This window comes from Aeromonas sp. 603757 (assembly GCF_049171255.1).
GTDB lineage: Bacteria > Pseudomonadota > Gammaproteobacteria > Enterobacterales > Aeromonadaceae > Aeromonas > Aeromonas veronii_A.
Map to the genome: position 1 here is coordinate 100598 of NZ_JAAKOE010000004.1, position 14077 is coordinate 114674.

Sequence of the window (14077 nt, forward strand, 5' to 3'; positions counted from 1 at the left end):
GGTTAGCGTCCTTGTTGATCCGGATTCAGGTTACGGGCCAGTGCCCGCGAACAGGCTGACAGCGTCAGGGTTAACAGCAAATAGAGGGCAGCTACGGTAAACCACACCTCAAAGGTCAGAAACGTATCGGCAACCAGAGTACGCCCTTCGTTGGTCAGATCGAAGATGGCGATCACACTCACCAGAGCCGAATGTTTGATAAGGGAGACCAGCTCGTTGGTCAGCGGCGGCAAGGTGATGCGCACCAGCTGGGGCAGGATCACCTTGCGCAGGGTGATGGCCCGTGACAAGCCAAGCGACTGGGCTGCCTCCCACTGTCCTTTGGGAATGGCCTGTACACCTGCACGCAGCACTTCGGCGGTGAAGGCCCCCTGATAGAGGGAGAGGCTCAACACGGCGCAGGCAAGGGGGGCCAATCCCAGCATGGGGCCCAGCAAGAAATAGAGAATATAGAGCTGCACCAACTGGGGCGTGGTGCGCACCAGCGCCAGATAGGTGATAGCGAGCCAGGGGCCGAGCCGGGAGGGAAGCAGCCGCAGGCTGACCACGCACACCCCGACCGCCATCGTGCCCAACAGACTGAGCAGCGCCACCTGCAAAGTGACCAGCAGGCCGTTTAGTAAGGGGCCGGCATAAAAGGTTCCCTCATCCCACTCGCCGAGAAAGGGCAACACTCGCGGCCACTGCCACTCATAGCCCATCTGGCGAGCGCCGCTATAGAGCGCCCAGCCGAGCAACACAGAGAGCATCACAGTGCCCGACAACCAGCCGAGCAGGCGGGGAAGATTGAGCCTAGCCATGATAGCTGAGCACCTGTTCGAGGAAGGCCCGGGTGCGCGGGTGCCGGGGGGCGTTGAACAGCTGGGCGGGCGGGGCCGACTCGATGATCTTGCCCTCGTCCATAAAGAGCACCCGATCCGCCACCTGACGGGCAAAGCCCATCTCGTGAGTGACGCAGATCAGGGTCATCCCCTCGTCAGCCAGCTCGCGGATCACATCGAGCACTTCGCGGATCATCTCGGGGTCGAGGGCGGAGGTGGGCTCGTCAAACAGCATTAGCTCGGGTTGCATGCAGAGGGAGCGGGCGATGGCGACCCGCTGCTGCTGGCCGCCGGAGAGCTGGTGGGGGTACTTGTCGGCCTGCGCCTGAATGCGCACCCGCTCGAGCAGCCCGAGCGCCCGGGCTTTGGCCTCCTGAGGGCGTAACCCCAGGGTATGCACCGGCGCCACCATCAGGTTTTCCAGCACCGTCATATGGGGGAAGAGGTTGAACTGCTGAAACACCATGCCAACCCGACCTTGCAGGCGGCGCAGGTAGGAAGGGGTCACCGGCTCGCCAAACAGGAACAGCTGGCCGTCGTCGATCCCCTCCAGCCCGTTGATGGTGCGGATCAGGGTCGATTTTCCCGAGCCTGACGGGCCACAGATGACCCACTTCTCTCCCCGTTCAATGGTGAGATCGATGTGATGAAGCGCCTGAAAATCGCCATAGAATTTGTCGACGCCACAAAAGCGCACACAGGATTGCGAGCTGGTCAAGAAGCGGGTTCCACTGAGAATCATTTACGCCATGGTATTGATTTTATAGGGGGATGACAAAGAAAACCCCCTTGTCAGCATCCTGATGGCTATTCACAATGGCGCCATTTCGTGATGACAGGAGCTTTTCATGCGTATTACATCCTTGCTTGCCGGTTCGCAGGTGCAGCTGTTGATGCCGCCAGCGGTTCGCTATCGCTGCGTCATTTTTCTGCTGTTGCTGGTGAGTTGGAGCGTGGTGGTGGCCTCCTTGTGGGATGGCTGGGGCGCCATGGCGCTGCTCAACTGGGTGGGTGTGGTCTTTGGTGGCATCACCGGGATCATGGTGTCGCTGCCCCGCAGCTGGCAGCCCTGGCGCCTGGCGGAGCTGGGGTGGGATGAACAGCATATCTATCTGCTCAATGGCAACAAGGATGAGGCGCTGGCACTGCCCCGCAGCACGCTGGTGGCGCTTGAACGGGAGCGGCGAGTGGGCCACGACGGCCAGTGGCTCGACTTCAGCCTCGATCTGCAACTGAGTGAAGAGGAGCTGGCGGCGGCCATGGCCTTACTGGATCTCAAGGCGGGGGAGCTCCATCTGGTGAGCCCGTCTGTCTATCGCTTCGGCTTTAAACGGGCCTGGCACGGTCGCCGGAGGCTGGCGCAACGGTTGTCAGATCTGCAATCGGCCTGAGTCGACTATTTTCTCGACAATTCCCGGCAAAGCTCAGATACTGCCAGTGACTCGAATTGATCTTGTCTGCACTGTTAACCCAAGAGATCAATCACTTGACGACAGTGTGGAGAAGGCCACGGCATGAAGCCATGGCAGGTCCGGCATAGGGGTTGTGCCCTTACCGTTATGCTGGGAATTGCATAGAGAAGGCACCTTGAATCGAGAGTGGATGGCATGAAGATTTACGTAGGAAATCTGTCGTACCGGATGACGGCCGACGAACTGAAAACCCTGTTCAGCCAGTTTGGACAGGTCGACAAGGTTGATATCATCATCGACCGCGATACCGGCCAGTCAAAGGGGTTTGGTTTTATTGAAATGCCGGTCAATGGTGATGCCGAAAAGGCCATCGCTGGTCTGCATGGCACAGAAGTCGGTGGCCGTACCATCACCGTCAACCAGGCCAAACCGAAGACAGATGCTCCCCGTGGTCGCCCGCAACAGCGCCACCGCTAAGGTACCTCGGCAATAAAAAAACGGCATGGGTTTCCCCCATGCCGTTTTTGTTTCTGAATGTTTTGCTGTGATCAGGGGACGTCGTAACCGAGTGCCGCCTTGCGGATGCGGAACCACTGCTGGCGGTTAAGCTCGATGGATTCGGCGGCCACGGCGGCGGCAATCCGCTCCCGCTTGCCGGAGCCAATCAATGGCAGCGGCTGGCTTGGCAGCATCATTACCCAAGCGTAGACCACCTGCTCGATAGTCTGGGCGCCCACTTCCTGACGGATCTGCTCCAGTTCGGCACGCAGCGGGGCATAGGCCTCATCGCTGAACAGTCGGCCGCCGCCGAGACATGACCAGGCCATCGGCTTGATGCCAAGCTGCTGGCACTGATCCAGGGTACCATCGAGGGTCCCTTCCTGATGAAGCGGCGAGATCTCCAGCTGGTTGGTGACTAGCGGGAAGGGGAGGCGCGATTGCAGTAGCTCGAACTGACGGGCGGTGAAGTTGGATACCCCGGCGTGCTTGATCTTACCCGCCTGTTTCAGGGTGATAAAGGCGTCGGCCACATCATCGGCGTTCATCAGGGGATCCGGGCGGTGGATCAGCAGCAGGTCCAGATGGTCGGTGCCGAGCTTGCGCAGCGAGGCCTCGGCGCTGGCGATGATATGGTCCTTGCCGGTGTTGTAGTGGTTGAGAGCATGCTCCGGCTTGGCGGTGAGGGCGATACCGCACTTGGTGACGATCTCCATCCGGCTGCGCAGGGAAGGCTCGAGGCGTAGGGCGTGACCAAAGGCCTCTTCGCACTGGTAGCCACCATAGATATCGGCGTGATCGATGGTGGTGACCCCCAGATCCAGATGATATTTCATCAGATCGAGCAGAGCGGCCGGAGAGAGCTGCCACTCCATCAGGCGCCAGTAACCCATGATGAGGCGAGAGAAGGTGGGGCCTTGCGGATGCAGGGCGACACGGGATACAGACATGGTTGACTCCTTTAAAAACGCGATGCGAAAACGATGTGCAACATGGATGACTGCGGGCATCTTGGCCCCATGTGGCTGGCAAAGCAATAATGGACAGTGGCATGATTCGAACTTTGGTTCTGACCGAAGAGAGTTGGGGAGATAATTGGATGGAAGGATTTGCCGAGCGCTTGCAGAGCCTGATCGGGGAGATGAGCGTGAGCGCCTTTGCCCGCAAGGTGGGGCTCAGTGAAGCGCTGATCCGCAAATATTTGAAGGGGGCCGAGCCTGGCCTGGCGCGGGCCAACCAGATCGCCATGGGGGCCAACTGCTCGCTGGAGTGGCTGGCGACCGGATGCGGTTATCTCTACCGTCAGGCGGAAGTGGTGGACAGGGAGGCGCTGGCTGCGGCGCAGCAACTGCTGGGCGAGCAGCAACCCGGGGTGGGGCTGCCCGATGAGGAGGCGCTGGTCACCCTGCTCGCCTACTACCAGTTTTTGCGCACCCACAAGAAAGCGGACGGTTTTCTCGACTTGGCGCTGGCGCGGGAGTTTGGCCGCCATCTGGGGGAAGCGTGATGAGGAGCATATTACCCTTTGGTCGTGTCACGGCCGGTTGATTATTCTGATACGCTCTAAGCAAGATAAGTCTCCATGGAATGGGCGATGAGCTACTTGATCCTCGGAAGTGGTGCGCTGGGCTCGGCGCTGGCAAGAGAGCTGATGGCAAGGGGGGAGTCATTCCTGCTGGCCGGGCGCAACTATCCCAAAGGGATCGAGATGGAGGACTTCTTCCCGCTGCCAGATGTCGATGCCATCTCGTTCGATGCCTTGTTTACCCTCTACGATTGCGATCCGCTTCCCACCGTTGTGATCAATACCATCGGCGTGTTGCACGATGTCAGCTTTATGCCGGAGCGGCGGGTCGAAGAGGTGCACCCCAAGTGGCTGTGCGACAGCCTGCTGGCCAATGCCTGGCCAACACTGGCGCTGGCTGCCCGTTTCAGCCGGTTGATGGGCAATGACCATCCGCTGTGGCTCTGCGCCATCTCCGATCTGGCGGGCTCCATCACCGCCAATCTGGAGGGGGGACGTTACAGCTACCGGATGAGCAAAGCGGCCCTCGACATGGGGGTGAAAACCCTGGCCCTTGAGTGGACGCAGCGTTTCCCGCAAGCAGGGGTGGTGGCCGTTGCGCCCGGCTTGATGGACTCCCCGATGAATACCCCCTTTCTGAGCGAGTTGCCCGCGGATCAATTGCTGGATCCTGCCGAGGTGGCGGTGAAACTGCTCAATCTCATCAAGGGGTTATCATTGACTCAATCGGGCCAGCTACTGGATCTGAACGGTCAGCCGCTGCCTTGGTAAATCCCGCCTGCGGGTTCTACGGACGTCTATTGGCTTCACATTCTGCTCATGCGCCCCTTGCCAAGCGAGGGGCGCATGGCTAACGTCACTCTCCTGTTTCAGGAGGGATCTCATGCGCTATATCGATTTACGAAGTGACACCGTCACCCAGCCTACTGACGCCATGCGTCAAGCCATGCTCCACGCCGAAGTCGGTGACGATGTCTATGGTGAAGATCCGGGCGTCAACGCGCTGGAGGCCTTTGGGGCCAGATTGCTGGGCAAACAGGCGGCGCTGTTTGTGCCGTCCGGCACCATGTCCAATCTGTTGGCGGTGATGAGCCACTGTCAGCGCGGTGAGGGGGCCATCCTCGGCAACGCCGCTCACATCTATCGCTATGAAGCGCAGGGGAGTGCCGTGCTGGGCTCCGTAGCCCTGCAACCCTTGCCGATGCAGCGCGATGGCACACTGGCATTCGATGATATCAGGGCTGCGCTGGCCCCTGATGATGCCCACTTCGTCCAGACTCGCCTGATCTGCCTTGAGAACACCCACAACGGCAAGGTGCTGCCGCTCTCCTATCTGCAGGAGATGGGGGCATTCGTTGCCGAGCGCGGCTTGAAGCTTCATCTCGATGGCGCCCGGCTTTTTAACGCCGCCGTGGCCAGCGAGACCCCGGTCGAGGTGATCGCCGCTCCATTTGATAGCATCTCGATTTGTCTCTCCAAGGGGTTGGGCGCACCGGTGGGCTCGCTGCTGGTGGGCAGACACGACTTCATCGCCCGTGCGCGCCGACTGCGCAAGATGCTGGGGGGCGGCATGCGTCAGGCGGGGATTCTGGCGCAAGCCGGTCTGTTTGCCCTCGAGCAGCACGTGACCCGCCTGGCCGATGATCACCGCCGTGCCAAACGGCTGGCCGAAGGGTTGGCTGCACTGCCGGGCATCGAGCTCGACCTCTCGCTGGTGCAGAGCAATATGGTGTTCCTGCGGCTGCGTGAGGGGGAATCAGCCCCTCTGCTCGCTTTTATGAAGGAGAGGGGGATCCTCTTCTCCGGTTACGGCGAGCTGCGGTTGGTGACCCATCTGCAAATCAACGATGACGATATTGAAGAGGTGATCGACGCCTTCACCGAGTATCTCGGGGCGCGTTGAGACGGCTGGTGAGGTAGAGGTTATACCGAGACCTGTTCATACCGAAATAAAAGAGGGCGCCGCGGCGCCCTCTGTTATTTGCTGCAAGCTCAAGCCTGCCGCTGGCCGCTCATCAGCATGGCCTCATCGGTAGCGTCGTAGATCATCACCGCGATATGGGTCACCTGACCGCCGAAATCGGCCAGTGGCACCAGCGTCAGGTTCTGGAACATATGGGGGGCCGAGCCGGTAATGGGGCGATAGTTGGAGAAACGTAGCAGATAGGGCTTCTGCTCCCAGGTGCTGAAGGCGCGGTTGTTGAGCTTGAAGACCATGTTGGCCTTGCGCTCGAACCAGGCTCTGTCCACATCGGGGAAGAGCTCGAACAGTACGCCATCGCGCACGTCACTGGCCAGTCGGCCGCTGTGGCTCTCCATAAAGCCGTTCCACACCTGTACCTTGTACTCCTTGTCGAGCACTACCAGGCCTACGTCCAGGTTCTGGACTATGTTCATCAGCCAATGAAATTCACGGATTTCCATAGTCACTCCTAGAGCATGTGCATGATTTTGTTGTTCATGGTGGCGATGGAATCTTCGGTAAACAGCAGCAGCAGATCACACTGCACCGCGTAATCCTGGATCCGGTAGTTGATCTCGATGGCGAGCGTGCGGCGCCAGCGACTCTTGTTGGTGTTGATCAGCTCGTTGATGGGTCTGTGCTGGCCGAGCACCACCGGGTGCCCCTGACTGAAGGGGGTGTCGAGCTGGTTGGCGTAGCCGCGTAGGAAGGCGCCGATCAGCACGTTGGCGGTATCCATCAACAGCTCCAGTTCGGCGGTGCGATCCAGCGTCCCCTGATGGTTCATCAGCTTGGCCAAATCTTTGAAGCTGGAGTCATGGAACAGGATCAGCGCTTCACCGGCGATCCCAGCTCCGATAAACCCCTGACAGACGGCGGAGAGGGTATCTGAATCCGCAGCGGCCGAGAGGGCCATATGCAACTCTGATACTTCCAGCACGTTGACGTTGGGGATGGGCAGTACCACGAAGGCGTTGAGCAGACGAGCCAGCAAGTCGGCGGCCTGACCCATGGAGACGTTGGCCAGCTCCTGATAGACATCGCGGATTTCGGGGGTGATCTTGACGCCTGCATCGGCTACCACTCCGTTTGGCTGCTGCTCGGGGGCGCTTGGTTGACCGCTCGGGGTGGCACTCCAGAAATCATGCTTTTTGAGCAGGGCGAGCAGGGTTTCTGGGGCGGCAGGTTTCTTGATGAAATCGAGCGCCCCTAGCCCCATGACCCGTTGATAGGCCTCTGGTTGGATATCCCCGGAGACCACGATCACCTTGTTGCGTAGACCCTCCCGTTGGAGGGTCTCCAGCACGCCGTAACCGTCCATTTCCGGCATGGTCAGATCGAGAAAGATGAGATCCCCATGGCCCATCAGCACCTGTTCGATCCCTTCAAGGCCATTCGCCGCATAGTGCAAATCGACTTTCCAGTCAGCCGGTAGCGCTCGTGCCAGCTGTTTGCGGGCGAACCCGGAGTCATCACATATCAATACATTCATGGCGTTAGGCAGGCTCTGTTGGCAAGGATTGCTATAAGTGTGGCCCGCTAACAGTCAGATGCAATGTGGGAGGTTGTCACCCTGTGAAAATTGGTTATCCCATTGCCGGTTACGATAGCGTGCGGAGTATTTCTCAACAAATTCAGCGAACATCTTAACACGCAACGGGGCGAACTGGTGCTGGCAACACAACATGTAGAAGGGGCGATTGCCGGTCTGCCAGTCGGTCAGTACCGGTACCAGCTGCTCGTCATGGAGGAAGCTGCTCAGATAGTGCAGCGGGGCGTTGACTATCCCCAGATGACGCCGGGCTGCGCGCACGGCGGCCTGAGTCTGGTTGACGGTCAGTTTGGCGCTGCGTTTGATGCAGATGTTCTGGCCATCCTTGTCGGTCAGTTGCCAGTGCTGGTGTGGCCAGCAGTAGATTAGATCATGTTCTTCCAGCTGGCTGGGGTGGGAGGGGGTTCCCTTCTTGGTCAGATAGAGTGGCGAGGCAAACAGGCCGTACTCGATATGACCGAGACAGATCGCATTGGGCAGCGACTGGGGCAGCTCACCGTTGAAGAACACCAGATCCCGATCATTGTCGAACAGGTGCTGGTGATCATTGGTCTGGGTGATATCGAACTGTACCTCGGGATAGTGCAGCCCGAATTCGGCCAGCATATCGATGAGGATGGTGTTGGAGAGCGCGATCGGCGCGGCTATCCGGATAAGCCCGGTGATGTCTGCTTCTTTACCCCGGATCTCGCTGGTGGCCTGCTCGATTTGTGCAAGCGGTGTGCAGAGACGCTCGTAGTATCTGAGCCCTTCATCGGTAAGACGGAGTTTACGGGTAGAGCGATGTAGCAGGGAGCAACCCAGTTGCTCTTCCAGCTGGGAAATGCGTCGACTGATGGTGCCTGTTGGCATGCCCAGTGCGGCTGCAGCATGGGAGAATCCTCCCTCTTGCACCACCTTGACGAACAGGTAGAACTCTTCGATGTGCTTCATAAACGCTGTTCTGGGTGTAACAAGGGGGCAACCATAAAAAGAGCCTTATCGCTTGGCAAGGGTAATTCAGCGTTTAATTGATCTGGATTCGATTTCTACTGATACCAGTTTAAATTTTCAATTATTCTCGAATGAGGATTATTTTCTGCGCCACAGTCATTGTTGCGAGATGTCACCCGTTAGCTCAAGAGAGAGAGGCGACATGGTATGACTACAATACGACCCATCCTCAGGAAAAAAGAGGATCGCGCTGGTCAAGAGCAGTTCTTTTTTTCGGCGATGTGAATGTGATGACAGTCGCATATTCATCATGCCGGTCTGGTGAAGGTAGATATTCGGTTTTGAGGTATTTAAGTTCCTTGTTAAGTCGCTATTTGGGGCCGGTTTTGCTCTTTTTTGTCTGTTTATTCAACGCGCTGGTTAATAAATGAAAGTTTTACGAGGGAAATGCCGGCACTTTTTTTAGTTGACTTTTTTGTCAGTAAATAAGTGTTTGTTGTGAATCGTAAAAATGTTTTTTGAAGTATCCAGAGTGCAATTCTTAGTGCTTGTTTTTGCTGGGAAAAAAAGTTAAAAACGAACGAGGGATTTGTTCTGATTGACAGGAGTATTGGCTGAGTCCTTTTTTCTGTGGCTGGATTGGCTCTCCTGTTGTTGATTTCTGAAATCAGTTATCTGCTTTTGGCCATCGCGAGAAATAGTGGCCGAGAGGTGTTTTCACCTTGCATTCTGCATACGGCGGTTTGCCCATTTGTTTTCCGGTTCACCAGTGACCATCCAGCATGAATGACTTTAACCAGATGAATACGCTTGACGAACGGTTACTGAAGACAATGGATGTTCTGCATACCCCTATCTGGGTCTATGACATCGAACATCACCATATTTTCTGGGCAAACCGCGCAGCACTTCCTCTCTGGGAGGCCACCTCCCTTGACGAGCTCTGTTCCAGGGATTTTTCGGCTGATATGGCCACAGCCATAGCGCTGTTGTTGCAACGCTACCTCGGTGATTTTCAGCAGGGGCGAAGTTACAACGAGTGGTGGACTATCTCCCCAAAGGGGGTCAAGAAGCAGATCTATCTACGCCTCTCCGGCATTCAGCTGGCTGGCCGTCTGATGATGATGACCGAGGCGGTGCTCGACTCCGATACCCTCTATCAGGAGTCCTCGCTGGCAACCGGTGATACCCTGGCCTGCCTGTTCGATAGCAATGGCGCGTTCGAAAGCGGCAACTATCACTTCGAGATGTGTTTCGGTCATCGGATCGCCACGCTCTCCCAAGTTTTTTCCGGTAGTGACGACAGTTTTTACCAGAAGCTCTCCCGACTCGATGAAGTAGTGACCGAAGGGGAGTGCCGAACCCTCAAGGGGATGCGCTGGTTCCAGTATCAGTTCCGCTATATCCAGCAAGGAGCACGGATCCTGCTCACCATGCGCGATATTACCGATCGCAAACTCGAGGAGCTGGAGCATCGCCACCTCGCCTGGCATGACTCCCTCACCGGCCTGCTCAACCGTTATGGCTTGATGAAATCTCTCGAGGCCTATTGCGGGTTGGGGGAGCGTTTCGCGCTGGTATTCATGGATCTGGACAACTTCAAGCTGGTCAACGACAACTACGGCCATAAGGCGGGAGATCGCCTGCTGGAGCGGGTTGCCGGTCGCCTCAAACAGATTTGCCCCCGCGATGTTGAGCTGGCCCGTCTTGGCGGGGACGAGTTTACCGCGTTGGTTCCCTTGGGAAACCAGAGCGAACGAGCCCAGGATGTGGCCGATCAGATGCTCTCCCAGATGACCAAGCCGCTGCAACTGAGCGGTCTGCCGGAGGTAACCATCGGCGGCAGTATCGGCATTGCCATCTATCCCGATGATGCGGACGATGGTGATAACCTCATCACCCGCGCCGATATGGCCATGTATCAGGCCAAGCAGATGGGGCGGCTGCGCTGGCAGCGTTTTACCCCCAGCATGCAGCAGACCCTGCAGCGCAAGCTCAATCTCAAGCAGTTTCTGGCCAAGGCTATCGGTCGTCAGGAGCTGAGCCTCTGTTACCAGCCACAGGTCGATGTCGCCAAACGGCGTCTGATCGGTTACGAGGCGCTGCTGCGTTGGTATAACCCGGTGCTTGGCCATGTCTCGCCAGTGGAATTTATCCCATTGGCCGAAGAGATGGGGCTGATCCGCGAGATCGGCAGCTGGGTGCTCTCTACCGCACTTGCCCAGATGGCCAGTTGGAAGAAGCGCCTCCATCACCGGGTGCCAGTCTCCGTCAACCTCTCCGGTTTCCAGCTCTCGTCGGCACTGCCCGGGCAAGTGCGCCAGCAGCTGGCTCTGCACGGAGTGGATGCTTCCCTGTTGACGCTGGAACTGACCGAAACCGTGCTTATGCTGGATATGAAGGGGTGCCTCGATATTCTCGATGACTTGAGTGAACTGGGGATCAAGATTGCCATCGACGATTTTGGTACCGGCTACTCATCCCTTGCCTATCTCAATCGCCTGCCCATCGATACGATCAAGCTGGATCGCTCTTTCGTGGTCGGCCTCAACCTGCCGGTGATCCGGGCGACCGCCGCCATGGCCACCAATCTGGGGTTGGGGATCATGGCGGAAGGGGTGGAGGAGCCTCACGAACTGGCCGCACTGCAGACCCAGGGGTGCCATGTGTTCCAGGGATATCTGTTCAGCAAGCCGCTGACGGTGGCACAAGTCGAGGCAAGCGGTTTCGTGGTGGAGTGTCAGGTTGGGCGTTATCCACTGTTAGATGCCGTGATGGCAGAGTAACAAGTGTGCGTTAGGCCACAACTTGGAATTTTATTCCGCAATATTTAATCAAAATTAATCATTCTTTTGCGATCGGTCATGAGACGGATTGGCTGGAATTGCTAGCATGCGACCTCGTTTCTAGGGAAAGGAGTATCGCAATAATGAGTCATGCTGCTGTCAATGACCGTCCGGCCAGCCCTCCCAAAGGTTGGCTGAACCGTTTCCTCAATGGCGTCGAGAAAGCCGGGAACAAATTACCCGACCCCGCCATGCTGTTCCTCTACGCCTTGCTGATCGTCTGGGTCGGCTCCTGGGTGTTGTCCCAATTCCAGTTTGATCTGGTCAATCCCCGTACTGGCGAAGCGGTAGTGGTGAACAACCTGCTGACCGGCGCCGGTCTTGCCGAGTTTCTCTCCACCATGGTCACGACCTTTACCGGCTTTGCCCCGTTAGGCATCGTGCTGGTGGCCATGCTGGGGGTAGGGGTGGCCGAGCAGTCCGGTTTCATCAATACCGGCCTGAAAAAGCTGCTGAAAGTGACCCCGGCCCGTTTCCTCACCCCCATGTTGATCCTGGTGGCCATCGTCAGTCATACCGCAGCAGATGCGGGGTATGTGCTGGTGATCCCGATTGGCGGCATCATCTTCCACGCCGCGGGGCGCCATCCGCTGGCGGGTATCGCTGCCGCGTTTGCCGGTGTTTCAGGCGGTTTTGCCGCCAACTTCCTGCCATCCGGTGGTGATGCCTTGCTGCAGGGCTTTACCCAGTCCGCCGCTCAGTTGCTCGATCCTGACTACATGGTCAACACCCTTTGCAACATCATCTTTACCGGAGCCTCTTCGCTGCTGATCATCTGCGTCGGCTGGTTCATTACCGAAAAGGTGGTGGAGCCGCGCCTCAAGCATGTGGCGCTTAACGAGGATCTGGAGAGTGCCGACGAGATGGGGCGCTACAGCGCGCAAGAGAGCCGAGCCTTCAACTGGGCCGGGTTTGCCATGCTGGCGGCTATCGTGCTGCTGGCGCTGGCGCTCTCCCCGAACGATTCCCCGCTGCGTGCTGCCGATGGCTCCCTGACCACCTTCGCTGCCCCCGTGATGAAGTCCATAGTGCCGCTCATCTTCCTGCTCTTTATCCTGCCCGGGATTGTCTACGGCTTTGTCGCAGGCAGCTTCAAGAGCGGCAAGGATGTGATCGATGCCATGTCGGCCACCATGAACAAGATGGGCTCCTACATGGTGATGGCTTTCTTCTGCGCGCTCTTCATCAAGGCGTTTGGTGACTCCAATCTGGGCACCCTGCTGGCCCTTTCCGGTGCCGAAGTGCTCCATGCGCTGGCGCTGCCCGGTGAGGTGACTATCGTCGGGATGATCCTGCTCACAGCCAGCGTCAATCTGGTAGTCGGCTCGGCCTCCGCCAAGTGGGCGCTGATCAGCCCGATCTTGGTACCCATGTTGATGGCGGTGGGGATCTCCCCCGAGCTGACCCAGGCGGCCTATCGGGTCGGGGATTCTGCTTCCAATATCATCACCCCGCTGATGGTCTTCTTCCCGCTGGTGGTGGTCTATTGCCAGCAGTATGTGAAGAGCACCGGGATTGGCACTCTGGTCTCCATGATGCTGCCCTACTCGCTGGCCTTCCTGGTGAGCTGGACGATTTTCCTGCTGCTCTACTGGGCGCTCGGCTTCCCGCTCGGGTTGCAAGCCCCTTACGTCTATCCGGCCCCTTAAGCTGGGTGTGCGAGGGAGCCTTGGGCTCCCTCGTTTTTTTCGCTATGGTGTTACCTCATTTTGGAGGTGCCATGAATCAGACCATCGATCTTATCCTTTCCCATCGCTCCATTCGTCAGTTCACTGCCGAGCCGATCGCCCCGCAGCAGCTGGATGTCATTCTCGCCGCCGCCCAGTCCGCCTCGACCTCGAGCTTTTTGCAGGTGACCAGTATTGTGCGAGTCAGTGAACCCGAGGCGCGTCAGCAGCTGGCCATGCTGGCGGGCAATCAACCCTATGTGGTGCAGGCGGCCGAGTTTCTGGTGTTCTGCGCCGATTACCATCGTCACAGCCAGATCGTGCCCGAGGCCCAGACCGGTTATGCGGAGCAGTTGTTGATCGGTGCCATTGACGGCGCCCTGATGGCGCAAAATGCCCTGCTGGCGGCGCAGTCGTTGGGACTGGGCGGGGTCTATATCGGCGGCATTCGCAACCATCCTGCCGAGGTGAGCGAGCTACTGGGCTTGCCCCATCAGGTGATCCCGCTGTTTGGCCTCTGCCTTGGCCACCCTGCTCAGCAGCCGGAGCAGAAACCCCGCCTGCCCAGGGGATTGGTGGTGCATCAGGAGCGCTACCAGCACGAGCTGGATCGCGACCTGCTGGCCCGGTACGATCAGCAGATCGCGGACTACTATCAGGCCCGCAGCAGCAACAACAAACAGCAGACCTGGAGTAGCCAGATCCGCGCCATTCTGGGCAAGGAGTCCCGCCCTTTCATGCTGGGATTCCTGCAATCGCAGGGCTTTAACCTCAAGTAATGGCGCTGATGGGCGATACTATGGGAGTGATGACCACCATGGTCATTTTCCCGTGATCCTGAAATCTTTCCCTGAGACCGG

Annotated in this window: 14 protein-coding genes; 8 read left to right on the forward strand and 6 right to left on the reverse strand. The window is 58.0% G+C overall.

Annotated elements, in window-relative coordinates:
• Positions 1 to 2 precede the first annotated feature (2 nt).
• Complete coding sequence (locus tag G5332_RS05390; RefSeq protein WP_159157068.1) at positions 3 to 800, reverse strand: amino acid ABC transporter permease; 798 nt, start codon at positions 798 to 800, stop codon at positions 3 to 5.
• On the reverse strand, positions 793 to 1563 hold the full coding sequence (locus G5332_RS05395; protein ID WP_266135538.1) for an amino acid ABC transporter ATP-binding protein: 771 nt from the start codon (positions 1561 to 1563) through the stop codon (positions 793 to 795). The genes G5332_RS05390 and G5332_RS05395 overlap by 8 nt, the downstream gene beginning before the upstream one ends.
• Before the next feature lie 106 nt (positions 1564 to 1669).
• Here G5332_RS05395 and G5332_RS05400 point away from each other — a divergent pair, with 106 nt between their 5' ends.
• Positions 1670 to 2212 carry a hypothetical protein gene (locus G5332_RS05400; protein ID WP_227342565.1) on the forward strand — a complete coding sequence of 181 codons (543 nt, stop codon included), beginning with the start codon at positions 1670 to 1672 and terminating at the stop codon, positions 2210 to 2212.
• A 216-nt stretch (positions 2213 to 2428) separates the two neighbouring features.
• Entirely contained in the window at positions 2429 to 2710 is a 282-nt protein-coding gene (locus tag G5332_RS05405) for an RNA recognition motif domain-containing protein (RefSeq protein WP_005337180.1), read from the forward strand.
• Positions 2711 to 2781: 71 nt separating this feature from the next.
• On the opposite strand, the gene G5332_RS05410 is transcribed toward G5332_RS05405, so the two are convergent.
• Positions 2782 to 3681, reverse strand: a complete 900-nt coding sequence (locus tag G5332_RS05410; protein ID WP_227342566.1) for an aldo/keto reductase — start codon at positions 3679 to 3681, stop codon at positions 2782 to 2784.
• 149 nt (positions 3682 to 3830) lie between these two features.
• Here G5332_RS05410 and G5332_RS05415 point away from each other — a divergent pair, with 149 nt between their 5' ends.
• From G5332_RS05415 to ltaE, 3 genes are all read left to right on the forward strand, one after another.
• The gene (locus tag G5332_RS05415) at positions 3831 to 4238 is read left to right on the forward strand and encodes a helix-turn-helix domain-containing protein (RefSeq protein ID WP_033137628.1); all 408 of its coding nucleotides are present in this window, start codon (positions 3831 to 3833) and stop codon (positions 4236 to 4238) included.
• Positions 4239 to 4325: 87 nt separating this feature from the next.
• Positions 4326 to 5027: a short-chain dehydrogenase gene (locus G5332_RS05420; protein ID WP_216953382.1), complete on the forward strand. Its 702-nt coding sequence runs from the start codon at positions 4326 to 4328 to the stop codon at positions 5025 to 5027.
• 112 nt (positions 5028 to 5139) lie between these two features.
• Complete coding sequence (gene ltaE / locus G5332_RS05425; RefSeq protein WP_216953383.1) at positions 5140 to 6159, forward strand: low-specificity L-threonine aldolase; 1020 nt, start codon at positions 5140 to 5142, stop codon at positions 6157 to 6159.
• An 89-nt stretch (positions 6160 to 6248) separates the two neighbouring features.
• Here the strand turns inward: ltaE and G5332_RS05430 are convergent, their stop codons facing one another.
• Genes G5332_RS05430 through G5332_RS05440 form a run of 3 tightly spaced genes read right to left on the reverse strand, consistent with a single transcriptional unit; the run spans position 6249 to position 8704 of the window.
• The gene (locus tag G5332_RS05430; RefSeq protein WP_005337175.1) at positions 6249 to 6680 is read right to left on the reverse strand and encodes a PAS domain-containing protein; all 432 of its coding nucleotides are present in this window, start codon (positions 6678 to 6680) and stop codon (positions 6249 to 6251) included.
• An 8-nt stretch (positions 6681 to 6688) separates the two neighbouring features.
• The gene (locus G5332_RS05435; protein WP_043823589.1) at positions 6689 to 7711 is read right to left on the reverse strand and encodes a response regulator; all 1023 of its coding nucleotides are present in this window, start codon (positions 7709 to 7711) and stop codon (positions 6689 to 6691) included.
• Between the two features lie 54 nt (positions 7712 to 7765).
• Positions 7766 to 8704 carry a LysR family transcriptional regulator gene (locus G5332_RS05440; protein WP_216978986.1) on the reverse strand — a complete coding sequence of 313 codons (939 nt, stop codon included), beginning with the start codon at positions 8702 to 8704 and terminating at the stop codon, positions 7766 to 7768.
• Between the two features lie 833 nt (positions 8705 to 9537).
• Here G5332_RS05440 and G5332_RS05445 point away from each other — a divergent pair.
• The 3 genes from G5332_RS05445 to nfsA all read left to right on the forward strand — a co-directional run bounded on the left by G5332_RS05445 (position 9538) and on the right by nfsA (position 13996).
• On the forward strand, positions 9538 to 11490 hold the full coding sequence (locus tag G5332_RS05445; RefSeq protein ID WP_216978985.1) for a putative bifunctional diguanylate cyclase/phosphodiesterase: 1953 nt from the start codon (positions 9538 to 9540) through the stop codon (positions 11488 to 11490).
• A 143-nt stretch (positions 11491 to 11633) separates the two neighbouring features.
• Positions 11634 to 13199 (forward strand): AbgT family transporter, encoded by a 1566-nt coding sequence (locus G5332_RS05450; protein WP_216978984.1) that lies wholly within the window; start codon positions 11634 to 11636, stop codon positions 13197 to 13199.
• A 71-nt stretch (positions 13200 to 13270) separates the two neighbouring features.
• Positions 13271 to 13996, forward strand: a complete 726-nt coding sequence (gene nfsA, locus G5332_RS05455; RefSeq protein WP_216978983.1) for an oxygen-insensitive NADPH nitroreductase — start codon at positions 13271 to 13273, stop codon at positions 13994 to 13996.
• The last annotated feature ends 81 nt before the right edge of the window (positions 13997 to 14077 follow it).